28 protein-coding genes and 1 tRNA gene are annotated in these 21,650 nt (G+C 64.2%); 3 read left to right on the forward strand and 26 right to left on the reverse strand.

Annotated features, from left to right (window positions below):
• Positions 1 to 103: 103 nt before the first annotated feature.
• A complete protein-coding gene (locus tag ASE39_RS19855) occupies positions 104 to 1,087 on the reverse strand; it encodes a M23 family metallopeptidase (protein WP_010462031.1) in 984 nt (327 codons plus the stop codon).
• A 31-nt stretch (positions 1,088 to 1,118) separates the two neighbouring features.
• On the opposite strand from ASE39_RS19855, the gene ASE39_RS19860 reads away from it, so the two are divergent.
• Positions 1,119 to 1,418: a hypothetical protein gene (locus tag ASE39_RS19860; protein ID WP_057228881.1), complete on the forward strand. Its 300-nt coding sequence runs from the start codon at positions 1,119 to 1,121 to the stop codon at positions 1,416 to 1,418.
• 44 nt (positions 1,419 to 1,462) lie between these two features.
• On the opposite strand, the gene ASE39_RS19865 is transcribed toward ASE39_RS19860, so the two are convergent.
• The 6 genes from ASE39_RS19865 to petA form a co-directional block, all read right to left on the reverse strand.
• Positions 1,463 to 1,538: transfer RNA gene (locus ASE39_RS19865), tRNA-Thr, on the reverse strand.
• Positions 1,539 to 1,589: 51 nt separating this feature from the next.
• Complete coding sequence (locus ASE39_RS19870) at positions 1,590 to 2,141, reverse strand: ClpXP protease specificity-enhancing factor (protein ID WP_057272262.1); 552 nt, start codon at positions 2,139 to 2,141, stop codon at positions 1,590 to 1,592.
• A 49-nt stretch (positions 2,142 to 2,190) separates the two neighbouring features.
• Positions 2,191 to 2,802, reverse strand: a complete 612-nt coding sequence (locus ASE39_RS19875) for a glutathione S-transferase N-terminal domain-containing protein (RefSeq protein WP_007854512.1) — start codon at positions 2,800 to 2,802, stop codon at positions 2,191 to 2,193.
• 110 nt (positions 2,803 to 2,912) lie between these two features.
• Positions 2,913 to 3,674 carry a cytochrome c1 gene (locus ASE39_RS19880; protein ID WP_010462043.1) on the reverse strand — a complete coding sequence of 254 codons (762 nt, stop codon included), beginning with the start codon at positions 3,672 to 3,674 and terminating at the stop codon, positions 2,913 to 2,915.
• Positions 3,675 to 3,691: 17 nt separating this feature from the next.
• Positions 3,692 to 5,107, reverse strand: coding sequence for a cytochrome bc complex cytochrome b subunit (locus ASE39_RS19885; protein ID WP_057272263.1), 1,416 nt, complete (start codon positions 5,105 to 5,107; stop codon positions 3,692 to 3,694).
• 11 nt (positions 5,108 to 5,118) lie between these two features.
• Positions 5,119 to 5,718, reverse strand: coding sequence for a ubiquinol-cytochrome c reductase iron-sulfur subunit (gene petA / locus ASE39_RS19890; protein ID WP_035197058.1), 600 nt, complete (start codon positions 5,716 to 5,718; stop codon positions 5,119 to 5,121).
• A gap of 145 nt (positions 5,719 to 5,863) precedes the next feature.
• Here petA and mscL point away from each other — a divergent pair, with 145 nt between their 5' ends.
• Entirely contained in the window at positions 5,864 to 6,295 is a 432-nt protein-coding gene (gene mscL / locus ASE39_RS19895; RefSeq protein WP_057272264.1) for a large conductance mechanosensitive channel protein MscL, read from the forward strand.
• A 183-nt stretch (positions 6,296 to 6,478) separates the two neighbouring features.
• Here the strand turns inward: mscL and pdxA are convergent, their stop codons facing one another.
• Both pdxA and ASE39_RS19905 read right to left on the reverse strand, forming a co-directional pair.
• A complete protein-coding gene (pdxA, locus tag ASE39_RS19900) occupies positions 6,479 to 7,507 on the reverse strand; it encodes a 4-hydroxythreonine-4-phosphate dehydrogenase PdxA (RefSeq protein ID WP_057272265.1) in 1,029 nt (342 codons plus the stop codon).
• Positions 7,508 to 7,601: 94 nt separating this feature from the next.
• On the reverse strand, positions 7,602 to 8,363 hold the full coding sequence (locus ASE39_RS19905) for a Nif3-like dinuclear metal center hexameric protein (RefSeq protein WP_057272332.1): 762 nt from the start codon (positions 8,361 to 8,363) through the stop codon (positions 7,602 to 7,604).
• Positions 8,364 to 8,485: 122 nt separating this feature from the next.
• Here ASE39_RS19905 and ASE39_RS19910 point away from each other — a divergent pair, with 122 nt between their 5' ends.
• Positions 8,486 to 9,637 carry a trypsin-like peptidase domain-containing protein gene (locus ASE39_RS19910; protein ID WP_010462053.1) on the forward strand — a complete coding sequence of 384 codons (1,152 nt, stop codon included), beginning with the start codon at positions 8,486 to 8,488 and terminating at the stop codon, positions 9,635 to 9,637.
• A 224-nt stretch (positions 9,638 to 9,861) separates the two neighbouring features.
• Here ASE39_RS19910 and tatC read toward each other — a convergent pair whose 3' ends face one another.
• The 17 genes from tatC to ASE39_RS19995 form a co-directional block, all read right to left on the reverse strand.
• Positions 9,862 to 10,656 carry a twin-arginine translocase subunit TatC gene (gene tatC / locus ASE39_RS19915; RefSeq protein WP_010462055.1) on the reverse strand — a complete coding sequence of 265 codons (795 nt, stop codon included), beginning with the start codon at positions 10,654 to 10,656 and terminating at the stop codon, positions 9,862 to 9,864.
• Between the two features lie 62 nt (positions 10,657 to 10,718).
• Positions 10,719 to 11,183, reverse strand: coding sequence for a Sec-independent protein translocase protein TatB (gene tatB, locus ASE39_RS19920; RefSeq protein WP_010462057.1), 465 nt, complete (start codon positions 11,181 to 11,183; stop codon positions 10,719 to 10,721).
• A gap of 43 nt (positions 11,184 to 11,226) precedes the next feature.
• Positions 11,227 to 11,469 carry a Sec-independent protein translocase subunit TatA gene (tatA, locus tag ASE39_RS19925; RefSeq protein ID WP_010462059.1) on the reverse strand — a complete coding sequence of 81 codons (243 nt, stop codon included), beginning with the start codon at positions 11,467 to 11,469 and terminating at the stop codon, positions 11,227 to 11,229.
• A 106-nt stretch (positions 11,470 to 11,575) separates the two neighbouring features.
• The gene (locus ASE39_RS19930) at positions 11,576 to 11,932 is read right to left on the reverse strand and encodes a histidine triad nucleotide-binding protein (protein ID WP_057228893.1); all 357 of its coding nucleotides are present in this window, start codon (positions 11,930 to 11,932) and stop codon (positions 11,576 to 11,578) included.
• Positions 11,933 to 12,096: 164 nt separating this feature from the next.
• Positions 12,097 to 13,161, reverse strand: coding sequence for a patatin-like phospholipase family protein (locus ASE39_RS19935; protein ID WP_057272266.1), 1,065 nt, complete (start codon positions 13,159 to 13,161; stop codon positions 12,097 to 12,099).
• Positions 13,154 to 13,540, reverse strand: a complete 387-nt coding sequence (locus ASE39_RS19940) for a membrane protein (protein ID WP_010462065.1) — start codon at positions 13,538 to 13,540, stop codon at positions 13,154 to 13,156. Before ASE39_RS19940 ends, ASE39_RS19935 begins: the two co-directional genes overlap by 8 nt.
• Positions 13,537 to 13,911, reverse strand: coding sequence for a phosphoribosyl-ATP diphosphatase (locus ASE39_RS19945; RefSeq protein ID WP_010462066.1), 375 nt, complete (start codon positions 13,909 to 13,911; stop codon positions 13,537 to 13,539). The genes ASE39_RS19940 and ASE39_RS19945 overlap by 4 nt, the downstream gene beginning before the upstream one ends.
• 5 nt (positions 13,912 to 13,916) lie before the next feature.
• Positions 13,917 to 14,315, reverse strand: coding sequence for a phosphoribosyl-AMP cyclohydrolase (gene hisI, locus ASE39_RS19950; protein WP_181147543.1), 399 nt, complete (start codon positions 14,313 to 14,315; stop codon positions 13,917 to 13,919).
• Positions 14,316 to 14,555: 240 nt separating this feature from the next.
• On the reverse strand, positions 14,556 to 15,125 hold the full coding sequence (locus ASE39_RS19955; protein ID WP_057272267.1) for a hypothetical protein: 570 nt from the start codon (positions 15,123 to 15,125) through the stop codon (positions 14,556 to 14,558).
• Positions 15,125 to 15,925, reverse strand: coding sequence for an imidazole glycerol phosphate synthase subunit HisF (gene hisF, locus ASE39_RS19960; RefSeq protein ID WP_057272268.1), 801 nt, complete (start codon positions 15,923 to 15,925; stop codon positions 15,125 to 15,127). The genes ASE39_RS19955 and hisF overlap by 1 nt, the downstream gene beginning before the upstream one ends.
• 125 nt (positions 15,926 to 16,050) lie before the next feature.
• Positions 16,051 to 16,791: a 1-(5-phosphoribosyl)-5-[(5-phosphoribosylamino)methylideneamino]imidazole-4-carboxamide isomerase gene (hisA, locus tag ASE39_RS19965; protein ID WP_010462075.1), complete on the reverse strand. Its 741-nt coding sequence runs from the start codon at positions 16,789 to 16,791 to the stop codon at positions 16,051 to 16,053.
• A gap of 65 nt (positions 16,792 to 16,856) precedes the next feature.
• Positions 16,857 to 17,525: an imidazole glycerol phosphate synthase subunit HisH gene (gene hisH, locus ASE39_RS19970; protein WP_057272269.1), complete on the reverse strand. Its 669-nt coding sequence runs from the start codon at positions 17,523 to 17,525 to the stop codon at positions 16,857 to 16,859.
• Between the two features lie 52 nt (positions 17,526 to 17,577).
• Complete coding sequence (gene hisB / locus ASE39_RS19975; protein ID WP_057272270.1) at positions 17,578 to 18,225, reverse strand: imidazoleglycerol-phosphate dehydratase HisB; 648 nt, start codon at positions 18,223 to 18,225, stop codon at positions 17,578 to 17,580.
• Positions 18,222 to 19,343 carry a histidinol-phosphate transaminase gene (hisC, locus tag ASE39_RS19980; protein WP_057272271.1) on the reverse strand — a complete coding sequence of 374 codons (1,122 nt, stop codon included), beginning with the start codon at positions 19,341 to 19,343 and terminating at the stop codon, positions 18,222 to 18,224. Before hisC ends, hisB begins: the two co-directional genes overlap by 4 nt.
• Positions 19,340 to 19,792 (reverse strand): PIN domain-containing protein, encoded by a 453-nt coding sequence (locus tag ASE39_RS19985; RefSeq protein ID WP_057272272.1) that lies wholly within the window; start codon positions 19,790 to 19,792, stop codon positions 19,340 to 19,342. The genes hisC and ASE39_RS19985 overlap by 4 nt, the downstream gene beginning before the upstream one ends.
• A gap of 14 nt (positions 19,793 to 19,806) precedes the next feature.
• Complete coding sequence (locus ASE39_RS19990) at positions 19,807 to 20,031, reverse strand: hypothetical protein (RefSeq protein WP_010462084.1); 225 nt, start codon at positions 20,029 to 20,031, stop codon at positions 19,807 to 19,809.
• Positions 20,032 to 20,099: 68 nt separating this feature from the next.
• On the reverse strand, positions 20,100 to 21,551 hold the full coding sequence (locus ASE39_RS19995; protein WP_057272273.1) for a PLP-dependent aminotransferase family protein: 1,452 nt from the start codon (positions 21,549 to 21,551) through the stop codon (positions 20,100 to 20,102).
• Positions 21,552 to 21,650 lie beyond the last annotated feature (99 nt).

The following is a 21,650-nucleotide window of genomic DNA, read 5'->3' on the forward strand; positions in this document are numbered from 1 at the left end:
CGCCAAGCGACCGAAATCCCTAAGATGAATTGAGTTCAGGTGGGTGCATCGCCAAGGATTGCAAGCACTGCGATCCCGGGCTGTGAACACCGGACCCGCGATTTTACCTGCCCGCTGCGGGCGTGGACGACTGGCTGGGCGATGCGCGCGGCTGGACCGAGGCGACCTGTGCCCCCGCAGCCGTGCCACCAGCACTCAGAAACTTCTGCGGGTCTTGGAAAACACCTTGTACCAGCACCTCAAAATGAAGGTGGGCCCCGGTGGAGCGCCCCGTGGTGCCCACCTCGGCAATCTTCTGTCCTCGCCGCACGATATCGCCCTGCTTGACCAGCGTCCGGGACGCGTGGGCATAGCGTGTGACCAATTGATTGCCATGGTCCACCTCGATCATGTTTCCATAGGCGGGGTGATACTCCTGCGTCATCACCACCCCACCGGCAGCAGCCAGGATGGGTGTGCCCGTATCTGCCTGAAAGTCCAGGCCCGTGTGCAAGGCCGATTGGCCGGTGATAGGGTCTACACGCCAGCCAAAGGCCGAACCAGGCGCCCGCCCCGTGACAGGTGCGTGGGTGGGGATCATCTTCTTGCGGATATGCTGATCGAAGAGGCGCGATTCGAGCACGGTCATCAGGTCTACGCGCTGGTTGGTCAGGCGCTCCAGCTCATCGAGCGTGGACTGCAACTCCTCCATGGACAGGTTCCGGGCGCTCACCAGCACACCTCCTCGGGCATCGGACTTCTGGATATCGGCGGGGGCCATGCCTGCAAGGCCCAGCACGCGGTCACCGAGCGACTCCAGCTGCACCATGCGCGCCTGCATTTCACCCACGCGGCGGGCCATCGCATCCAGGTTGGCCCGCATGAAGCGGTCCCGCTCGGCAAACTCATCCTTGACGACCAGCCGCACCAGCGAGCCGACAATGGGCCAGCCCTCGCGCGCGCCTTTGAGAAAGACCCAGTGGTAAAGCGTCGCAGCGACCAACATGAGGCACAGAGACAGTCCCAGCCCCGCCAGAACCAGGCGCGTCCCCGACAAGTGAATGGCCCGGCTGCGGGCCAGACGGGCGTCCGTGATAATCAGATGCACTACGAATTCTCCACGCCCGAAGACGCACACCATGAACCGCCGCCACTACGCCGTCAGCCTGCAGCAGGCCAGCGAGGACTCTCCCACGCTGGCGAAGCTCACAGCGCTGACACGCGACTCCAGTGATCGGCTCAAGGCCATTGAAATGCTGATTCCCGCAGCGCTGCGACCAGCGATCCAGGCGGGCCCCATCGATGGGGACTCCTGGTGCCTGCTGGTCAAAAGCAATGCCGCAGCGGCAAAAATACGCCAGTTGCTGCCTGCTTTGCAGGCGCATTTGCGCAGCCGGGGGTGGGAGGTTAACGCGATTCGCCTGAAAGTTCAAACCTGACGGCCTACGCCAGGGGCAGGGAATGCGAGAGAGACCAGGAAAACTGGTGCCGGTTGTCGGAATCGAACTGACGACCTACCGCTTACAAGGCGGGTGCTCTACCAACTGAGCTAAACCGGCGAAGGCTGCATTTTATCGCGGAAAAAGCAGCCTCAAAAAATACCAGAGCCGTTATTTGACCCGCTTGAGGGACGGCCGCGCTCCGCCTGCAGCAGGGGGCGGCCGAGGCGCATCGCCGCCCTCCTCGCCATCCTTCTTGCCATCATCGGTGGGTACCAACTGAACCACGCGGTCCTCCGGGACCGACGGCGCCATACTCGCCGCCACGGATTCGGAAGAAGCCAAGGTATCAGCCAGCACAGGTGCCATGCCCCCAGCCCCCCCACTACCGGCCAACACATCCACCGGAGGCGGGAACGCCATGCCCTGGCCGTTCTCACGGGCATAGATAGCAATCACACGCCCCACCGGCACGAGAATCTCTCGCGGCTTGCCACCAAACCGTGCCTTGAATTCGATGAAATCGTTGCCCAACTGCAAGGCGCTCGTCGCATCAAAACTGATGTTCAGGACAATCTCACCATCCTTCACATACTCACGCGGCACCTGAACGGAATCATCGACACGCACCGCCACATAGGGCGTGAGCCCATTGTCGGTGCACCACTCGTACAAGGCACGAATGAGGTACGGGCGCGTGGACGTTGATTCCTGTGCGGTCATGGAGGTGAAAGGCAACGGCTGTGAATAGGGGAATGGGGCAGGCCGCAAGTTACTTGCGCATGACCTTCTCGGACGGGGTCAACGCCTCAATGTAGGCAGGGCGCGAGAAGATGCGCTCGGCGTACTTGAGCAGTGGGGCAGCGTTCTTCGACAGATCGATGCCGTAGTAGTCCAGGCGCCACAGCAACGGGGCAATCGCCACGTCGAGCATGGAGAAGTTGTCGCCCAGCATGTACTTGTTCTTGAGGAACACGGGAGCCAGTTGCGTCAGGCGGTCACGGATGTGCGCGCGCGCCTTCTCCAACGCCTTTTCGTTGCCCTTGGTGGCCCGCGATTCGAGGATATTCACATGCACGAACAGTTCCTTCTCGAAGTTGAGCAGGAACAGACGCACGCGCGCGCGGTCCACCGGGTCGCCAGGCATGAGTTGCGGGTGAGGGAAGCGCTCGTCGATGTACTCGTTGATGATGTTCGACTCGTACAGGATCAGGTCGCGCTCGACCAGGATAGGCACCTGACCGTACGGGTTCATCACACTGATGTCTTCGGGCTTGTTGTACAGGTCCACATCGCGGATTTCAAAGTCCATGCCCTTTTCGAACAGGACAAAACGGCAGCGGTGGGAGAAGGGACAGGTCGTACCCGAGTAAAGCACCATCATGGTGGGAGGCTCCTAAAAATCAAAAGAGTGGGAGCCCAAAGCGCCCACTCTACAAACAATCCGGCGGCACCCCGAAGGGCGCCTTCTCATGGATCGACGGCTTGTGCTGCTTACTTCACATCCTTCCAGAAGGCCGCATTCAACCTCCAGGCGATGACGGTGAAAACACCGAGGAAGATCAGCACCCACACGCCAACTCGGACGCGGGTGTTCTGGGCAGGTTCACCCATCCATTGCAGGTAGTTCACAAGATCCCCCACGGTCTGGTCAAACTGCAGCGGGGTCATCGAGCCTGGCTTGACCTGCTCCCAGCCCTTAAAGACCTGGGTCTTGTGGCCATGGCTTTCGTGCTCTTCGAACACAGGGCGGCGGTCGCCCTGCATTTCCCACAGCACATGGGGCATGCCCACGCTTGGGAAGGCAAGGTTGTTCCAGCCCGTGGCCTTGGTCTCGTCACGGTAGAACGTGCGCAGGAAGGTGTAGAGGTAGTCGGCACCCGTGCCACCGTGGCCGGCGCGCGAGCGTGCGATCACGGTCAGGTCGGGCGGGTTGGCGCCGAACCATTCTTTGGCCTGCTTGGGATCGATGGAGGCCTTCATGGTCTCGCCGACCTTGTCGGTCGTGAACAGCAGGTTGTCCTTGATCTGCTGCTCGGTCAGACCGATGTCGCGCAGGCGGTTGAAGCGCATGAACGCAGCCGAATGGCAACTCAGGCAATAGTTGACGAACACCTTGGCACCGTTTTGCAGGGAAGCCAGGTCGTTGGTCTTGTTGGGAGCCTTGTCCCAGGCGATGGTGTCACCACCCGAGGCGTGTGCAGCACCTGCCACGAGACCCACTGCGGCGATCAGCGTGAGGATGAGTTTCTTCATTGTTGTTATCTCCAGGCTCAGTGCGCCACAAAGGTCACGCGGTCGGGCACGGGCTTGGTCTTGCCGATGCGGCTCCACCAAGGCATCAGCAGGAAGAAGCCGAAGTAGAACAGCGTACCCACCTGCGATACACGCTCGCCGATAGCTGACGGAGGCTGCACGCCCAGGTAGCCCAGGATGAGGAAGATGATCACGAAAATGCCGTACAAGTACTTGTGCCAGTCAGGGCGATAGCGGATCGACTTGACGGGGCTGTAGTCCAGCCAGGGCAGGAAGAACAGGATGATCACGGCACCACCCATCACCACCACGCCCCAGAATTTGGCGTCGATGGACAGCATCATCGCGATCACCGCGATGGCCGCAACGGCAATGCCCGCCTTGACGAAGCTGGGCAGCTTGGCCTTGAGGATGCCAAAGCCTGCGCCGACCACCACGCACAGCACCAGCACGTACATCATCTCGGTGGTGATGGCACGCAGCATCGAATAGAACGGCGTGAAGTACCAGACCGGTGCGATGTGCGCAGGCGTCTTGAGCGGATCGGCAGGGATGAAGTTGTTGTATTCGAGGAAGTAGCCACCGAACTCAGGGGCAAAGAACACCACCGCCGTGAACGCCATCAGGAACATGCTCAACGCAAAGATGTCATGCACCGTGTAGTAGGGGTGGAACGGCACGCCATCCAGGGGCTTGCCATTGGCATCCTTGGGGGCTTGCGGGCCCTTGATTTCCACGCCGTCGGGGTTGTTGGAACCGACATCGTGCAGCGCCAGCAAGTGGGCCACCACCAGGCCCAGCAGCACCAGCGGCACGGCGATCACGTGGAAGCTGAAGAAGCGGTTCAGCGTGGCGTCGCCCACCACGTAGTCGCCACGGATCAGCAGCGCCAGGTCAGGGCCGATGAACGGGATGGCAGCGAACAGGTTCACGATCACCTGGGCGCCCCAGTAGGACATCTGGCCCCAGGGCAGCAGGTAGCCCATGAAGGCCTCGGCCATCAGGCACAGGAAGATCGCGCAGCCAAAGATCCAGACCAACTCGCGCGGCTTGCGGTAGCTGCCGTAGATGAGGCCCCGGAACATGTGCAGGTACACCACCACGAAGAACGCGGAAGCGCCCGTGGAGTGCATGTAGCGGATCAGCCAACCCCAGGGCACATCGCGCATGATGTACTCGACAGAAGCGAACGCCAGACTGGCGTCGGGCTTGTAGTGCATGACCAGGAAGATGCCGGTCACGATCTGGATCACCAGCACCACAAGGGCCAGCGAGCCGAAGATGTACCAGAAGTTGAAATTCTTCGGAGCGTAATACTCCGACATGTGCACCTTGTAGGCGTCAAAGGCCGTGGGGAACCGGTTTTCGAACCAGTTCGTGACCTGGGCGCTGATCGGGGCGTTGGGAGAGATTTCTTTGAATTCGTGGGCCATGTCGTTCTCCGTCAAGCCTTCTTGTCTTCACCGATCACGAGGCGCGTGTCGGACAGGTACATGTGCGGAGGGACTTCAAGGTTGTCAGGCGCGGGCTTGTTCTTGAACACGCGGCCAGCCATGTCGAACGTGGAGCCGTGGCAAGGGCACAGGAAACCGCCCTTCCAGTCGTCGGGCAGCGAAGGCTGAGCACCGGTCTGGAACTTGTCGGAGGGCGAGCAACCCAAGTGCGAGCAGATGCCCACACCCACAAAAATCTCTGGCTTGATCGAACGCGCTTCGTTGCGCGCGTACTCGGGGGTCAACTCGGATGGCTTGCGCTCCGACTTGGGGTCCGCCAACTGGCCGTCGAGCTTGGGCAGTTCGGCAAGCTGCTCGGGGGTGCGCTTGATGATCCAGACGGGCTTGCCGCGCCACTCCACGGTGAGCTTCTCGCCCGGCTTGAGGGCGGAAATATCGACCTCGACGGCAGCCCCGGCGGCTTTGGCGCGCTCGGAGGGCTGAAAAGTACTCACGAAAGGTACGGCGGTTGCCACGCCGCCCACCGCACCAGCACAGCCGGACGCGATCAGCCACGTCCGTTTGCTGGAGTCGATTGGAGTGTCACTCATGGGGATCCTCGATGAACATCGCTAGATTGGGGTCAACCGCGAATTGTAGCGGAGTGAAAATGGTTATTTCAAAGTGAGGGACTGTCTTGACAGGGCACCGCGCCGGGCAATACTCCGGCATCACCATTCAAACAAGGAGCACACCATGGGGATGATGCAAGAGTTCAGGGAATTCGCGGTCAAGGGCAATGTGATTGATCTCGCCGTGGGCGTGATCATTGGGGGGGCATTTGGCAAGATCGTGGATTCGGTGGTGTCCGACCTGATCATGCCGGTGGTGGGGCTGGTGTTCGGCAAGCTCGACTTTTCCAACCTTTTTGTGGTGCTGGGCACGGCGCCGCCAGGCACGGCCATGACACTGGATGCGCTCAAAAAAGCAGGCGTGCCGGTGTTTGCCTACGGCAACTTCCTGACCGTAGCCGTCAACTTCATCATTCTGGCGTTCATCATCTTCATGATGATCAAGCAGATCAACCGCCTCAAGCGCGAAGCCCCCACGCCCGCCCCCGAAGCCCCGGCCGCACCCGCCGAGGACATCGTGCTGTTGCGCGAGATCAGGGACAGCCTGAAAAAGTAAGACCCCCCCGAGGCGGCTGCGCGCCTTCCCCCGCCACCGGTGGCCCGGCAGAGCCGGTTCCACAGTGGCACTGACGCAGAGCGTGCGGGCTTCCTAGGTCGCGCGTCCAGCGTGGGTCATGGCCTACCCTATTGCTACATTATCGATAGCTGCTAGCGCTTTGTATTCAAGCGCTATAGCCCACTACCCACACAGCGCCCGCGCCATGCGCACCGCCTCGATGAGGCTCGCAGCATCGGCCACGCCCTGCCCTGCGATGTCGAACGCGGTGCCGTGGTCGGGGCTGGTACGCACCAGGGGCAAGCCCAGGGTCACATTCACCCCCTTGTCCACCCCCAGGTACTTCACGGGGATGAGCCCCTGGTCGTGGTACATGGCAATGACCACGTCAAACTCTCCCGCACGATGGGGCGTGCTGCGCGCGCGCATGAACACCGTGTCGGGCGCAAAAGGGCCGTGCACATCCAGCCCCTGCGCGCGCGCGGCGACCATCGCCGGCGCAATCACCTCGGCCTCCTCGCCGCCAAACAGCCCGCCCTCGCCCGCGTGAGGATTGAGCCCCGCCACCGCAATGCGCGGCGCCCGGCCCAGGCTGCGCACCAGGGCGGCGTGCGTGATCAGCAGCGTCTGCAGGACGTTGTCCGTGGTGACCGCGGCAATGGCCTCACGCAGCGACATGTGGATACTGACCAACACGGTGCGCAGCTCGTCGCTGGCGAGCATCATGCGCACAGGCATTTGCGCCAACGCGACCCCCTGGTGTGTGGCGGCCTCAGCCTGCAGCAGCTCGGTGTGGCCCGGAAACGCCACGCCCGCGGCCGACAAGGCCTCCTTGTGCAACGGCGCTGTGACCAGCCCCGCCACCTCGCCCCGCAGCGCTGCCCGCGCGGCCCAGACCACACTGTCAGCAGCGGCGCGGCCCGCAGCGGCACTGACCAGACCCCAGGGTTGCGGGCCAGGAATGCCCGGCAGCTGCAGCACCGGAACACAGCGGGGCGGCACCTCCAGCACATCGGTGGGCGCGGTGATCTGCGCCACGGGCACCATCGGCACCCCGGGGCGCACGATGGCCTGCGCCGCGCGCCGCAGAGTGGCGACATCGCCGACCACGAAGCAGCCCGCCAAATCGGCCGGTGCATCGCGAAATGCCTTGGCCACAATTTCGGGGCCGATGCCTGCAGGGTCACCCTGGGTGATGGCGAAGGACTTCATGGCAGTTTTATTTCAGAGAAAAAGGCTTCAGCGCTTTACCAACATGCGTTGCAAGCTATTGTTTTAATAGCGAATGAGATCACACCACCCGCCATCAGGCAGGATTGTCGATCTCGATGAACTGGTGGCTCAGCCCGAACTGCCCTGCAACCTGCGCCGCCACCGCAGGCGCGCCATAACGCTCGGTCGCGTGGTGCCCCGCAGCAATGAAGCCCACCCCCATCTCCCGGGCCAGATGCGCCTGGGGCTCTGAAATCTCGCCCGTGATGAACACGTCCGCCCCGGCCGCAATCGCCGCCTCGAAGTAGCCCTGCGCACCACCCGTGCACCAGGCCACGCGGCGGACAGGCCGCTGTGCGGCGGCGCCTTCTGGCGGCACCCAGGTGACGGCACGGCCCAGGACCTGCGAGGCATGGTCTGCCAGTGCCTGCCCATGGGCAAACGCGGCAGGCCCGGCAAAGCCCAGATCGTTCTCGCCAAACCGCGCGTCGGCCACCAGGCCCAGCACACGGCCCAGCTGGGCGTTGTTGCCCAGTTCAGGGTGCGCGTCCAGGGGCAGGTGGTAGGCAAACAGGTTGATGTCATGCGCCAGCAGCAGTTGCAGCCGCTGCTTCATCCAGCCCGTCACGCGGCCGTCCTGCCCGCGCCAGAACAGGCCGTGGTGCACGAAGATCGCGTCGGTGCGGGCAGCGATGGCCGCCTCGATCAGGGCGCGGCTGGCCGTCACGCCACTGACGATGCGCGTGATCTCGGCCTTGCCCTCCACTTGCAGGCCATTGGGGCCATAGTCCTTGAAGCGCTCGGGTTGCAGCAGGCTGTCAAACGCCTGCAGAAGTTCGGGGCGGGAAATGCTCATGCAGCTATTGTCGCGCGTGGCCCGCACCCACACATTGGGAGACAATGCTTTTCTCCGGAAGGCAACCATGGCGCGGGCACCGACGCGCCCCCTTCTCCAGCCCACCACCTGTACAGAATTTCATGAAACGCATCTGGCTGTTGTTCTCCCAGGCCGTGACGGTGTTCGTTGCGGCCTACTTCGTTGTCGCCACCCTTCAGCCCAGCTGGCTGGGCCGGGGTGCCACCACACGTTCCGGCGCAGGCATTGCGCTGCGGGAAGCCCCGGCCACCACCGCCAGCCCGCAACCGGCGGCGGGCAGCTTCAGCGGTGCGGCGCGCCAGGCGGCGCCTGCGGTGGTGAGCATCAATACCAGCAAGGCCGTGCGCCATCCGCGCAGCAACGACCCCTGGTTCCAGTTCTTCTTTGGCGACCAGGGTGCCCAGGCGCAGGCCGGGCTGGGCAGCGGGGTGATCGTGAGCCCCGATGGCTACATCCTGACCAATAACCATGTGGTGGAAGGCGCCGACGAAATCGAAGTGACGCTGACCGACAGCCGCCGCGCCCGCGCCCGCGTGATCGGCACCGACCCAGACACCGATCTGGCCATCCTCAAGATCGAGCTCGACAAGCTTCCCGTCATCGTGCTGGGCAACTCGGATGTGCTCGCCGTGGGCGACCAGGTGCTGGCCATCGGCAACCCGTTCGGTGTGGGCCAGACGGTGACCAGCGGCATCGTGAGCGCACTGGGCCGCACGCAGTTGGGGATCAACACCTTCGAGAACTTCATCCAGACCGATGCGGCCATCAACCCTGGCAACTCGGGCGGCGCGCTGGTGGATGTGAACGGCAACCTCATGGGCATCAACACCGCCATCTACTCGCGCTCGGGCGGCAGCATGGGCATCGGCTTTGCAATCCCCGTGTCCACGGCCCGCATGGTGCTGGACGGCATCGTGAAGGATGGACAGGTCACGCGCGGCTGGATCGGTGTGGAGCCCAACGAACTCTCGCCCGAACTGGCCGAGACCTTTGGTGTGAAAGCCACAGAGGGCGTGATCATCACCGGCGTGCTGCAGGACGGCCCCGCAGCCCAGGCCGGCATGCGGCCCGGCGATGTGATCGTGCGCGTGGAAGGCAGGAACGTGGGCAATGTGTCCGAGCTGCTGACCGCCGTGGCCGCGCTGAAACCCGGCACTGCGGCGCCGTTCAACGTGCAGCGTGGCGAAAAGATCGTGGAGCTGAGCATCAACCCCGGGGTGCGCCCCCGGCCCCAGCGCAATGTGAAACGGTAAGCCCCCTGAGCCGCTGCGCATCTTCCCCCAAAGGGGGACGCCTCCAGCGGCCCGGCGGAGCCGGCTCCGCAGTGGCACTGGTATTGGGCACGCGCCAGTTTCTAGGGGCTGCGCGCAGAACAGGGCGGCACGGTTGCTGATGCAACCCGTCGGCTATCAAAAATATAGCTGTTAGCGCTTATCCAGCAAGCGCCAGAGTCCATCAATACCCAAAATTTTCACATTCAGGGGTTGGAAGCCACTTCATCGGCATCTTCCGGCGCCTTGGTGTGCTTGATGAAGATCTGCGCTGCCCAGATGCCCACCTCGTACAGCAGGCACATGGGCACGGCCAGCGACAGCTGCGAAACCACATCGGGCGGCGTGACGACGGCGGCGATCACAAACGCGATCACGATGAAATAGCCACGGAATTCACGCAGCTTCTGCACGCTCACGATGCCCATGCGCGCCAGCACCACCACGGCAATCGGCACCTCAAAAGACAGGCCAAACGCAAGGAACATCGACAGCACGAAACTCAGGTAAGCCTCGATGTCTGGCGCGGCCGTGATGCTCTTGGGGGCAAAGCTCTGGATAAAGGCAAACACCTGGCCGAACACCAGGTAGTAGCAAAACGCCACCCCGATGAAGAACAGCAGCGTGCTGGAGACCACCAGCGGCAGCACCAGCTTCTTCTCGTGCGAATACAGGCCTGGTGCCACGAAGGCCCACACCTGCCACAGCACAAACGGCAGCGCCAGCAAAAAGGCCGACATCAGCAAAATCTTGAGCGGCACCATGAACGGCGAGATCACCGATGTGGCGATCAGCGTGGCGCCCTTGGGCAGGTGCGCCACCAGCGGCGCCGCCAGAAAGTCATACAGCGCGCCTGGGCCGGGGAAGAAGAACAGGATCGCCGCCGCGATGGCGATGGCAATGATGGCCTTGACCAGCCGGTCGCGCAGCTCCATCAGGTGCTGCACAAACGGCTGCTCGGTACCGGCCAGCTCGTCTTCTTGGGAAGGGGTTTCGGACATGTTGGGTTTTCGTGGGCGTCAGGGCCGCCCATGCAGCGCGCGGGGCGCTGGTGGCTGCTGCATCAGTGGAATTTACGGGGACGGAAACGTGCCACACGGGCCGCACCGGACTGGGCCTTGGTGCGCACACCGCTTCGGGCCTTGTACCACTGGGGCACCGCGCCCCGCTTGAGGCGCCAGTTCTTGCCGGGGTGCTTGTAGGCGGGCACCACGGCAGCCTGCGATCCATGCAGGTCGCTGTTGCTGGTGTCCGTGGCGGCCGCCCAGTCTTTCTCGAACTCGCTGGCGCTGGTCTGGATGGAGTTCTGCACATCGCGTGCGGCGCTCTCCACCGTGTCCTTCATCTTCTTGAGCTCATCGAGCTCCATGGACCGGTTGACCTCGGCTTTCACGTCGGACACGTAGCGCTGGGCCTTGCCCAGCAGCGTGCCCACCGTGCGGGCCACGCGGGGGAGCTTTTCGGGCCCGATGACAATGAGTGCCACCGCGCCGATCAGCGCCATCTTGGACAGGCCAATATCAATCATGGGTCAAGCGCAAAGCGTGCGGGTGCCAGCCGGAACGGCCCGCTCAGCTCTTTTGCTTGGCTTCGACATCGATGGTGGTCTTGTCAGCCGCCGGGTTGTTGGCAACCTGGCCTGCGGGTGGTGTGGTGGTGGCTGCCGCATCGGCCGAACCGTCCTTCATGCCGTCCTTGAAGCCCTTGACGGCGCCTCCGAGATCAGAACCCATGTTCTTGAGCTTCTTGGTGCCGAACACCATGACGACGATCAGCAGCACGATCAGCCAGTGCCAGATGGAAAAAGAGCCCATGAAATATCTCCTAACGAATTGCAATCATTTTAGACGGGGGGCAAGGCAGGAGTTCACGGCGGCGGCATGCCTTCGTACAACTATCTGCGGCGCCTGTCAGCCTGGTTCAGCCTTTGAGCCACGGGCGGGGGCCACCCATCACGTGGACATGCAGGTGGTGGATTTCCTGCCCACCTTCAAGCCCCGTGTTTACCACGACGCGAAAGCCACCTTCCGGGTACGGGTTGCAGCCTTGCTCCAAAGCCAGCTGGGGCGCCAGCGCCATCATGCGCCCCAGAACCCCCGCATGCTCTGCGGTGACCTGCGCCATCGAAGGGATATGCAGCTTGGGAACCATCAGAAAGTGCACCGGCGCCCAGGGGTGGATGTCGTGGAAGGCGAAAATTTCTTCGTCTTCATAAACCTTCTTCGAAGGAATCTGGCCCGCGATGATCTTGCAGAAAAGGCAGTTCGGATCGTGCATGAGAAAAATGTCGGTACGAAGTTAACAGTTCACCGGTCGCTGCTCACCACCCCAAGCCGTCGAAACCGGCGAGCCTCAGGGCCAGCGCCACCGTGGAACTGGCTCCGCCAGGCCACGGGTGGCGTCCCCCTTGGGGGGAAGGCGCCGCAGGCGACACAGGGGGCTCACGCATTGTCAGCGATCTTGATGGTGGGCCGCACGCCCACATCCTTGCGGTGCGCGTGCAGCCACTCCTGCCCGGCCGTGCGGCCCAGGGCGAACAGTTTGCGCACAAAGGCCAGGTCCGCACGGGACTTGCTGTCGGCGCCAAAGGGCGCCAGCACCGCGCCACCGTCAATGCGGTGCATGCGCACGTTTTTGTAGCGGCGCGCATCGAGCTTGCCCTCGGCCAGCAGACGGCGCACGAACTCGATGGCGCGCATCTCGGCCAGCAGGCTCGCGTTGAAGGTGACTTCATTCATGCGTTCCATGATTTCCTGGCCTGAATCGGGCAGTTCCAGGTGTTCGATGGGGTTGATCTGCACGAGCAGGATGTCGGAGGTTTCGGTCTGATAAATGAGCGGGTGCAGCGCCGGGTTGCCCGAGTAGCCGCCGTCCCAGTAATGCTCGCCATCGATCTCCACCGCCTTGAACAGCAACGGCAGGCAGGCCGATGCCATGACGGCATCCGCGCTCAGCCGGGAGCCCGAGAAAATTTCACCGCGCCCGGTGCGCACGTTGGTGGCGCACACAAACACCTTGGGCCCGCCCGCCGCAGCGCTGGCGCGGCGTACGGTGCACAGCAGGTCAAAGTCCACCTCACGCTCCAGAAGGCGGCGCAGCGGATTGATGTCGAGCGGATTGGTCTGGTAGGGCGACAGCCACTGGCGCATCAGGCCCATCATCGGGTTGGCGGCCGACAGGGGGGAGCCCCACATGAGGCTGCCCAGCGTGCCCACTCCCTCCCACAGCCGGGTGAGCGTTTCACGCGCCTGGGCACAACCGGCCAGGTGCGCTTCGTGCGGATCCTTGTGCTCCTGTGCGGCTTTGGCAAAGCCATGCGCCATGGCCACGGCATTCATCGCGCCAGCGCTGGTGCCGCTCACGCCATCAAACTGCCACTGGCCATCCTCCAGCAGCGCATCCAGCACACCCCAGGTGAGCGCACCGTGGGAGCCTCCGCCCTGCAGGGCCAGGTTCAGCCGTGGCAAGGAGGGCAAGTGCGGCCGGGGCGCTGTGGGTTCAGGCATCCACCGCCTGGTTCTTGCTCATGGCCAGCATGCCGCGCACGATGCGGTACAGGAACCACAAGGAAATGATGCCCCAGGCGATCCAGCCCGGCGCAATCAACAACAGCCACAGGGGCGAGGTCACCACATACAGCACGCCGGCCCAGATCGTCGAGCGGATGCGCCACGAAAAATGATTGGCCTGCCAGGTGCCCTCGGCATCGCTGCGTTTGACCAGATCGATCACCAGCGCAATGACCAGCAGCAGGGCGCTGGCTTGCGCACCCGGCAGCACAGCCCCCACGGCCACGATGAGGTGCAGCACATAGCTGACCCAGCCGACGTTCTTGAGGCCCTGGGCCTTCTGCTCATTGCTTTGCACGTCGATGATGTCGTTCATGGAGCCCCTTCTTCGGCAGTGCGCGCAACGGCCTTGCGCAAGGCTTTTTCCTCGATGCCGCTGGTGCCTTCGCGGCGCTCCAGCTCGGTCAGCACGTCGGCAGGCGTGAGGCCGTAGTGGGCCAACGCCACCATGGAGTGGAACCACAGGTCGGCCACTTCGTAGACCAGCTTGGATTTGTCCGCGCCGTGGTCCACGTCCTTGGCCGCCATGACGACTTCGGTGGCTTCCTCGCCGATCTTCTTCAAAAACGCATCAGGGCCCTTGTGCAGCAGGCGCGAGACGTAGCTTTTGTCCGGGTCACCGCCGTTGGCAGGCTTGCGGCTTTCAATGATGGCCGCCAGGCGCGCCAGAGAATCGTTGGAACTCATGGCTCTTACTTGTAGATGGATTCAGGGTCTTTCAAGACCGGGTCGATGGCACTCCAGGCACCATCCTTGAGCACACTGAAGAAGCAGCTGTGGCGGCCCGTGTGGCAGGCGATGCCGGGCTCGTGGCCAAGCTGGGTGACCTTGAGCAGCACCACGTCGTTGTCGCAGTCCAGGCGGATCTCGTGCACGGTCTGCACGTGACCGGATTCTTCGCCCTTGAACCACAGCTTCTTGCGCGAGCGGCTGAAGTACACGGCGCGGCCGAGTTCCGCCGTCTTGGCAAGGGCCTCACGGTTCATCCAGGCAAACATCAGCACGTCGCCCGTACCCTGCTCCTGCGCAATCACGGGCACCAGGCCCTGCGCGTCCCATTTCACTTCGTTGAGCCAGTTCATGGGCGGGATTGTCGGTGATTTGAAGGACCGGCCCGCCTGCCGGGCGAGCGGATTGAAGGTCATTTTTGCCTCTAGCGCTTATCCATCAAGCGCTAGCAGCTATAAAAATGAGAGTTCCATGAAAAACCAGACGCACCATCGGGCAGCTTGCGCCCAAGTGAGGCACTGCGCAGTTTGCAATTTTTGCTACAAAAATAATAGCTATTGACGATTTTCCATCAAGCGCCAGAACCAATTTTTATCGAAAATTTACTTCGCCACGGTCAAAAAAACCCACTTGCGATCCCAGTTCTTGCGGCCCAGGTACTTGATGGCAAAGGCATAACGCCCCGAGGGCAGAAAATCCTGCGTGAGGGTTTCCTGCTGCGTCACCACGGGCTGGCCATTCACGCGCACGCTTTGCTGCGCCACCAGCTCCGACTCGCTCTCCAGGTCCTGGCCGTCGAGGGCATAGACGGTGACATCGGGCTCCTCCTTCTCATCGCCCACCAGCGGCAGACCCAGCGCGTTGGCGCGGGTTTCCACGTCCAGCGCCTGCGTGCCCAACACGGGTTCGCGCACGATCCAGTGCACGTCGCGCACATTGCTGTTCAGCGTCTGCAGCAGGGCCTTGAGCTTTTCGAATTCGGCCTTGTCGGCAATCACCTCCACCGGCTTGCCGCCGATGGTCGCATCAAAACACCGGCCAATGCGGTGCACACAGGGCAGTCGCTCGGAAAAACTCGCGTACGACGGTGGCGGCACCTGGGCCGCAGCGGGCAGCGCCGTGGCGACGAGGGCCACCGCCAGCGCCCAGCGCACGCCTGTGAGCCGCGCCATCACAGGCGCACCGGAATGCCGCGCTCGGCCATGCGGGCCTTGGCCTGGCCCACGGTGTATTCGCCGTAGTGGAAGATACTGGCGGCCAGCACCGCGTCGGCGCCACCGGTCTGGATGCCGTCTGCCAGGTGGTCGAGATTGCCCACGCCGCCCGAGGCGATCACGGGCACGCTCACGGCGTCACTGACGGCGCGGGTCAGCTCCAGGTCAAAACCTGCCTTGGTGCCGTCGCGGTCCATGCTGGTCAGCAGGATTTCGCCCGCGCCGCGCTGCGCCATCTCGGTGGCCCAGGCAATGGCGTCCAGGCCCGTGTTCTTGCGCCCGCCGTGGCTGTAGACATCCCAGCCCGCGCCCACGGGCTGGCCGTGGGCGCCGATGCGCTGGGCATCCTCGGCCGAGCGGCGTTTGGCGTCGATGGCCACCACGATGCACTGCGCGCCGTACTTGGCCGACACGGCGTTGATCACCTCGGGGTTGGCGATGGCGGCCGAGTTGAAGCTGGTCTTGTCCGCACCCGCATTGAGCAGCCTGCGCACGTCTTCCACGGTGCGCACGCCGCCGCCCACGGTGAGGGGAATGAACGCCTGGCTGGCCACCGCCTCGATGATGTGCAGGATCAGGTCGCGGCCATCGCTGGTGGCGGTGATGTCCAGAAACGTGAGTTCGTCGGCGCCCTGGGCGTTGTAGCGCGCGGCGATCTCGACCGGGTCGCCCGCGTCGCGCAGTTCGACAAAATTGACGCCCTTGACCACGCGGCCTCCGGTGACGTCGAGGCAGGGGATGATGCGTTTGGCGAGCATGTCGGTCAGTCAGTCAGCGATTCGTTGATGGGGCGCTGCCGAGGCCAGCAGACGCCGTGGAACTGGCTCCGCCAGGCCACTGGCGTCGTCCCCCTGGGGGGAAGCGGCGCAGCCGCTCAGGGGGGTCACCCGTTCAGTTCGTCAGCCCGCGCTTGCGCAGCTGCAAAGTCCAGGTCGCCACTGTAGATGGCGCGGCCGCAGATCACACCTTCGACGCCCTCGCCTTCCACCGCGCACAGCTGCTCGATGTCGGCCATGTTCGACAGGCCGCCCGAGGCGATGACGGGGATGCTCAGCGCCTGCGCCAGCTTCACCGTGGCATCGATGTTGATGCCCGAAAGCATGCCGTCGCGGCCGATGTCGGTGTAGATGATGGATTCGACGCCCCAGTCCTCGAACTTCTTGGCGAGGTCCACCACTTCGTGGCCGGTGAGCTTGCTCCAGCCGTCGGTGGCGACCTTGCCGTCCTTGGCATCCAGGCCCACGATGATGTGGCCGCCAAAGGCACTGCACGCGTCCTTCAGGAATCCGGGGTTCTTGACCGCGGCCGTGCCGATGATCACGTAGCGCAGGCCGCCGTCGATGTACTTCTCGATGGTGTCCAGGTCGCGGATGCCGCCGCCGAGCTGCACGGGGATATCGTCGCCCACCTCTTGGAGGATGGACTTGATGGCGCTGTAGTTCTTGGGAACGCCCGCGAACGCGCCGTTCAGGTCCACCAGGTGCAGGCGGCGCGCGCCGGCATCCACCCACTTGCGCGCCATGGCGGCCGGGTCTTCGCCAAAGGTGGTGGATTGGTCCATATCGCCTTGTTTGAGGCGAACGCAGTGGCCGTCCTTGAGGTCGATGGCGGGGATGAGCAGCATGGTGGTGAAGTTCGGGAGGAAAAGGGCGAGGCAGGGCTCGGCCCGAACGGGTGGATGTTAAGAGATCAGGGGTTCCAGTGCAGAAAGTTGCGGTACAGGGCCAGGCCGTGCTCCGCACTTTTCTCCGGGTGAAACTGGGTGGCAAAAATATTATCGCGTGCAATGGCGGCTGCGAACAAACCGCCGTAGTCCGTTTGACCCGCGCAATGGACGGAATTCTGCGGCACAGCATAGAAACTGTGCACAAAGTAGAAGTAACTGTTGTCGGGCACCCCGGCCCACACCGGGTGCACGGCACCTGCATGGGGCATCTGCCGCACCTGGTTCCAGCCCATCTGGGGCACCTTGAAGCGGCTGCCGTCGGGCTGGGTGCGGCCTGCCAGGTCGAACTTGCGCACATCGCCGGGGATCAGGCCCAGGCCCGGGGTGTCCCCCTCGGCGCTGTGGTCCAGCAGCATCTGCATGCCCACACACACGCCGAACATCGGCTTGCTGGCAGCGGCTTCCAGCACCGATTCCTGTAGGCCCGATTCGCGCAGCTCGCGCATGCAGTCGGGCATGGCGCCCTGCCCTGGCAGCACGATGCGCTGCGCCGCGCGCACGTCTTCGGGGCGCTGGGTAACGACCACGGTCCAGCCGGTGCCCTCGGCGGCGGCCTGCACAGCCTGCGACACCGAGCGCAGGTTGCCCATGCCGTAGTCCACGACGGCGACGGTTTTCACTTCCATATTCATAGCTGCTAGCGCTTATCCATCAAGCGCTAGCGCCTGATTTGATTCAAAAAACTCACAAGGAACCCTTGGTGGACGGGATGACGCCTACCGAGCGCGGGTCGCGCTCCAGCGCCGCGCGCAGCGTGCGCCCGAACGCCTTGAAGATGGTTTCGCACTGGTGGTGGGCGTTGATGCCCTTGAGGTTGTCGATGTGCAGCGTGACGCCCGCATGGTTCACGAAGCCCTGGAAAAACTCGTACACCAGCTGCGTATCGAGCTGGCCGATGCTGCCGGCCGTGAACTTCACGTCGATGTGCAGCCCCGGGCGGCCCGAAAAATCGACCACCACGCGCGACAGCGCTTCGTCGAGCGGCACGTAGGCGTGGCCGTAGCGGCGGATGCCCTTCTTGTCGCCCACGGCGCGCGCAAAGGCCTGGCCCAGCGTGATGCCCACGTCTTCGACCGTGTGGTGGCCGTCGATGTGCAGGTCGCCTTCGCAGTCGATGTCGAGGTCGATGAGCCCGTGGCGGGCGATCTGGTCGAGCATGTGGTCGAAGAAACCGATGCCGGTGTGCAGTTTGGCCTGCCCCGTGCCGTCGAGGTTGATGCGCACGCGGATGCGCGTCTCGGCGGTGTTGCGGCTGACTTCGGCGATGCGGTCGGCCATCGGATCGGGCGTGGCGCCGGACGGATTGGAGGTAACGAGTGCGGAGGAAGTCATAGGGAGGCTTGCAGGGCGGCCAGCATCTGCGCATTGTCATCGGCGTTGCCCACCGTGAGACGCAGGCAGTTGGCCAGCATGGGGTGCATTGTAGAAACGTTCTTGACCAGGACCTTGCGGTTTTTCATCCCGTCATAGGCCTTGGCGGAATCCGCCACACGGATGAGGATCATGTTGGCCTCGCTGTCCCAGCATTTTTCGACACCGGGCATCTGGCGCAGGGCCGCCAGGACCTTCGTGCGCTCGGCGCGGATCTCGGCGGCTTGCGCGGCAAACACCTCGGCGTGTTCCAGGGCGAACAACGCGGCCTCGCAGTTGAGCACGCTCACGTTGTAGGGCGGGCGCACCTTGTCGATTTCGCTCACAAAGGCCGCGGGGCCGATGAGGTAGCCCAGGCGCACACCCGCCAGGCCGAACTTGCTGAGCGTGCGCATGAGCAGCACGTGGGCATTGCGCGCAGGCTCGGCCCGCATGCGGTCAATGAAGGTACGGCTGGCAAACGGCTGGTAGGCCTCGTCCATGACCACGATACCGCCCTGCGCGCCCGCGGCGTCGATGATGCGCTGCACCGCGCCCTCGTCCCACAGCGTGGCCGTGGGGTTGTTGGGGTAGGCGATGTAGGTGATGGCGGGGTTGTGCTGAGCGATGGCGGCCAGCATGGCGGGCTCGTCCAGCTCGAAATCAGCGGTGAGCGGCACGCCGACGAAGTCCAGGCCCTGCAACTGCGCCGACAGCGGGTACATCACAAAACCCGGCATGGGCGCGAGCATCGTGGCGCGCTGGCCCGTGCCGGGTTGCGCGCAGGCCAGGGCCAGCAAGGTGATGAGTTCGTCCGAGCCGTTGCCCAGCACGATGCCGTAGCCCTCGGGCAGGCCGGCGTATTGGGCCAGCGCCGCCTTCAGGTCCAGCAGGCGGTCGCCGGGGTAGCGGTTGAGCGCCACCGCGCCCAGGCGCTGGCCCAGCGCGGCCTGCAGATGCGCGGGCAGGCGGAACGGGTTCTCCATGGCGTCCATCTTGAGCATGCCGGTGGAGGGCTGCACGCCGTACGCGTGCATGGCGCGCACGTCGGGGCGGATACGGGCCAGGGCTTGGAGAGGAGACGACGCAGGAGTAGTCATTCGGTAGTGTCCAGTTCGTTGGGGGTGACAAGAAAAGGGTTGATGGGCCGCACCGCGTCCATCGGCTCACCATGCGGCAGCGCCTCGGTGAGCAGGTAGCGGCAGCCCTGCTGGTGGGCGGACGAGAGGATGAGCGCATCCCAGTAGCCCAGGCGGTAGCGGTCCTGCAGATCCCAGGCGCCGTCCACCGTGTAGGAATCGAGGTGCGGCGGCAGCCACACGCGCAGGCGCCGCACCTGCGCGCGCACCTGCTGCAGCACCTGCGGGCCGTCGAAGCGCTGGATCGCCTGGTTGTACAGCTCGTTGAGCACCTGCGAGCTGATGCGGCCGCTGCGCGTCTGCCAGCAAAAGCTCATCCACTCGCGGGCGCGCGCCTGGCGCTCGGCATCGCGGTCGTCCACGCTGGCCAGCAGGATCTCGGTATCGACAAAAATGGGGAGGGTGGTCATGGGCTCTCTACCGTTCAGCGCAGAAACAAGGTTTCGCGGGGCACGTACGGCCCGGTGGACGCGCCCCAGGATTCAAAGCCCAGCGCCTCGCGCATCGCCTGGGCGTAGGCGTCTTCCTGGCGCATCTTTTCGGCCAGCCATTCACCGAGCAGGCGGGACACGCTGCTGCCGCGCTTGGCGGCCTCCACGCGCACCCATTCGGCAACGGTGTCGTCCATGGTCACGGTGACGTTTTTCATGCCGCTGATATTACACGAACTTCGTGCTCCACGAAGTTCGTGTAATTTATTTTGATTTATACCTGTGACTACGCCGCCTGCCGCTGGCTCTGCAGCATCTGCGTGGCCATGTCGCCCACGGTGCGCAGCGCCTCCAGGTGGGCGGGCGACCAGTCGCCCCCCACACCGATGCGCAGGCAGTTGCGAAAGCGCCCGCTGGTGCTGAACACCGTGCCCGGCGCGATCAGGATCTGCCGGGCCAGGCAGGCCTCGTGCAGTTGCACCGAATCGAGCCCGCGCGGCAACTCCAGCCACATCAGCAAGCCGCCGGGCGGGTCGCTCACCCGGGTGCCCTGAGGAAAGTGCGATGCGATCACGCGGCGCGCCTCGTCCATGCGCGCCGCCACGCCCGCGCGCAGCTGGCGCATGGCGGCCGCATGGCCCGCCTGGGTGATGAGGTCGGCCAGCGCCAGCTCCAGCACGGCCGACTGCCCACCCGCCTGCAGGTCCTTGATGGCACGCACCTTGTCGGTCCAGCGGCCCGCCTCCAGCCAGCCCAGGCGCAGGCCCGGCGCCAGCGTCTTGGAGAACGAATCGCACAGCATCACATGGCCCGTGGTGTCGTACGACTTCACGGTGCGGCGCATCTCGTCGACCTCGACCAGGTCGTTGTAGATCGCATCCTCGATGACCGCCATGCCGTGCCGCGCCGCCATCTGCGCCAGGCGCTTGCGCTCGGCTTGCGGCATGCAGCTGCCCAGCGGGTTGCTGAGCGTGGGCACGATCATCACGGCCTTGACCGGCTGGGTGTCCAGCGCCAGCTGCAGCGCGTCCAGCGACAAACCGTGGCGCGGGTGCGTGGGGATCTCCAGCGCGCGCAGGTGCAGGCCCTGCAGCACCTCCAGAAACGAAAAATGCGTGGGCGACTCCAGCGCCACCACGTCCCCCGGCTGGGTCACTGCACGCAGGCACAGCGCAATGGAGTCCATGCAGCCGCCGGTGATCACGATGTTCTCAGGGTCCAGGCTGCAGCCCATGCCGACGGCGTAGCGCGCCAGGGCGCGGCGGGCGTCCTCGTGCCCAGCCGACGTGGGGTAGGTACACAGCAGGTTGCGGTGGCGCTGCGCGGCGCGCACCACGGCGCGGCGCACGCGGTCGGGGTTGAACAGCTCGAAGCCTGGCGTGCCGCTGCTGAAGGAGATCATGTCCTCAGGCTGGTTGCGCCCCAGGATGCGCTGGCCCAGCCAGTCCACCGCCACCTCGCGCGGGCGGCGCATGGGGCGCGGCGTGCTGGGCTCGGGCAGGCTCACCGGCCGCGCCGCCACGAAGAAGCCCGAGCGCGGGCGCGCGGTGATCAGGCGCGCATCCTCCAGCCAGTGGTAGGCCTGAACCACCGTGGTCTGCGCCACGCCGTGCTGTCGGGCCAGCTCGCGCACCGACGGCAGTTTTTCGCCGCGCGCCAGCGTGCCATTGCGGATCAGCTGCGCGAGCTGCTCGGCGATCTGGAGGTAGAGCGGGGGTGCGTCGTCGGTGGAGGCCATGGCTGCATTCTGTACTGGCAGCCGCAAAAAAAGCCAGTACAGAGCAGGTGCACCCCGCACAGTACAGATGGCCAGTACAGCTCATCTGTACTGGCTCAG

Origin of the sequence: Acidovorax sp. Root267 (assembly GCF_001429215.1) — a bacterium.
In the GTDB taxonomy this organism is placed as follows: domain Bacteria; phylum Pseudomonadota; class Gammaproteobacteria; order Burkholderiales; family Burkholderiaceae_C; genus Acidovorax; species Acidovorax radicis.

What these genes read in the sequence shown, in the direction of transcription:
- ASE39_RS19910 (WP_010462053.1), top strand. Translation starts at nt 8,486, where the DNA reads ATGAAACGCATCTGGCTGTTGTTCTCCCAGGCCGTGACGGTGTTCGTT.
- ASE39_RS19860 (WP_057228881.1), top strand. Translation starts at nt 1,119, where the DNA reads ATGAACCGCCGCCACTACGCCGTCAGCCTGCAGCAGGCCAGCGAGGAC.
- ASE39_RS19875 (WP_007854512.1), bottom strand. Translation starts at nt 2,802, where the DNA reads ATGATGGTGCTTTACTCGGGTACGACCTGTCCCTTCTCCCACCGCTGC.
- ASE39_RS19880 (WP_010462043.1), bottom strand. Translation starts at nt 3,674, where the DNA reads ATGAAGAAACTCATCCTCACGCTGATCGCCGCAGTGGGTCTCGTGGCA.
- ASE39_RS19995 (WP_057272273.1), bottom strand. Translation starts at nt 21,551, where the DNA reads ATGGCCTCCACCGACGACGCACCCCCGCTCTACCTCCAGATCGCCGAG.
- mscL (WP_057272264.1), top strand. Translation starts at nt 5,864, where the DNA reads ATGGGGATGATGCAAGAGTTCAGGGAATTCGCGGTCAAGGGCAATGTG.
- hisA (WP_010462075.1), bottom strand. Translation starts at nt 16,791, where the DNA reads ATGCTGCTCATCCCCGCCATCGACCTCAAGGACGGCCACTGCGTTCGC.
- hisB (WP_057272270.1), bottom strand. Translation starts at nt 18,225, where the DNA reads ATGACTTCCTCCGCACTCGTTACCTCCAATCCGTCCGGCGCCACGCCC.
- ASE39_RS19940 (WP_010462065.1), bottom strand. Translation starts at nt 13,540, where the DNA reads ATGAACGACATCATCGACGTGCAAAGCAATGAGCAGAAGGCCCAGGGC.
- ASE39_RS19930 (WP_057228893.1), bottom strand. Translation starts at nt 11,932, where the DNA reads ATGCACGATCCGAACTGCCTTTTCTGCAAGATCATCGCGGGCCAGATT.
- tatC (WP_010462055.1), bottom strand. Translation starts at nt 10,656, where the DNA reads ATGTCCGAAACCCCTTCCCAAGAAGACGAGCTGGCCGGTACCGAGCAG.
- ASE39_RS19955 (WP_057272267.1), bottom strand. Translation starts at nt 15,125, where the DNA reads ATGGCGCGGCTCACAGGCGTGCGCTGGGCGCTGGCGGTGGCCCTCGTC.
- ASE39_RS19905 (WP_057272332.1), bottom strand. Translation starts at nt 8,363, where the DNA reads ATGAGCATTTCCCGCCCCGAACTTCTGCAGGCGTTTGACAGCCTGCTG.
- ASE39_RS19885 (WP_057272263.1), bottom strand. Translation starts at nt 5,107, where the DNA reads ATGGCCCACGAATTCAAAGAAATCTCTCCCAACGCCCCGATCAGCGCC.
- ASE39_RS19945 (WP_010462066.1), bottom strand. Translation starts at nt 13,911, where the DNA reads ATGAGTTCCAACGATTCTCTGGCGCGCCTGGCGGCCATCATTGAAAGC.
- pdxA (WP_057272265.1), bottom strand. Translation starts at nt 7,507, where the DNA reads ATGAAGTCCTTCGCCATCACCCAGGGTGACCCTGCAGGCATCGGCCCC.
- hisF (WP_057272268.1), bottom strand. Translation starts at nt 15,925, where the DNA reads ATGCTCGCCAAACGCATCATCCCCTGCCTCGACGTCACCGGAGGCCGC.
- hisH (WP_057272269.1), bottom strand. Translation starts at nt 17,525, where the DNA reads ATGAATATGGAAGTGAAAACCGTCGCCGTCGTGGACTACGGCATGGGC.
- tatB (WP_010462057.1), bottom strand. Translation starts at nt 11,183, where the DNA reads ATGATTGATATTGGCCTGTCCAAGATGGCGCTGATCGGCGCGGTGGCA.
- ASE39_RS19985 (WP_057272272.1), bottom strand. Translation starts at nt 19,792, where the DNA reads ATGACCACCCTCCCCATTTTTGTCGATACCGAGATCCTGCTGGCCAGC.
- ASE39_RS19870 (WP_057272262.1), bottom strand. Translation starts at nt 2,141, where the DNA reads ATGACCGCACAGGAATCAACGTCCACGCGCCCGTACCTCATTCGTGCC.
- petA (WP_035197058.1), bottom strand. Translation starts at nt 5,718, where the DNA reads ATGAGTGACACTCCAATCGACTCCAGCAAACGGACGTGGCTGATCGCG.
- hisC (WP_057272271.1), bottom strand. Translation starts at nt 19,343, where the DNA reads ATGACTACTCCTGCGTCGTCTCCTCTCCAAGCCCTGGCCCGTATCCGC.
- ASE39_RS19935 (WP_057272266.1), bottom strand. Translation starts at nt 13,161, where the DNA reads ATGCCTGAACCCACAGCGCCCCGGCCGCACTTGCCCTCCTTGCCACGG.
- tatA (WP_010462059.1), bottom strand. Translation starts at nt 11,469, where the DNA reads ATGGGCTCTTTTTCCATCTGGCACTGGCTGATCGTGCTGCTGATCGTC.
- ASE39_RS19990 (WP_010462084.1), bottom strand. Translation starts at nt 20,031, where the DNA reads ATGAAAAACGTCACCGTGACCATGGACGACACCGTTGCCGAATGGGTG.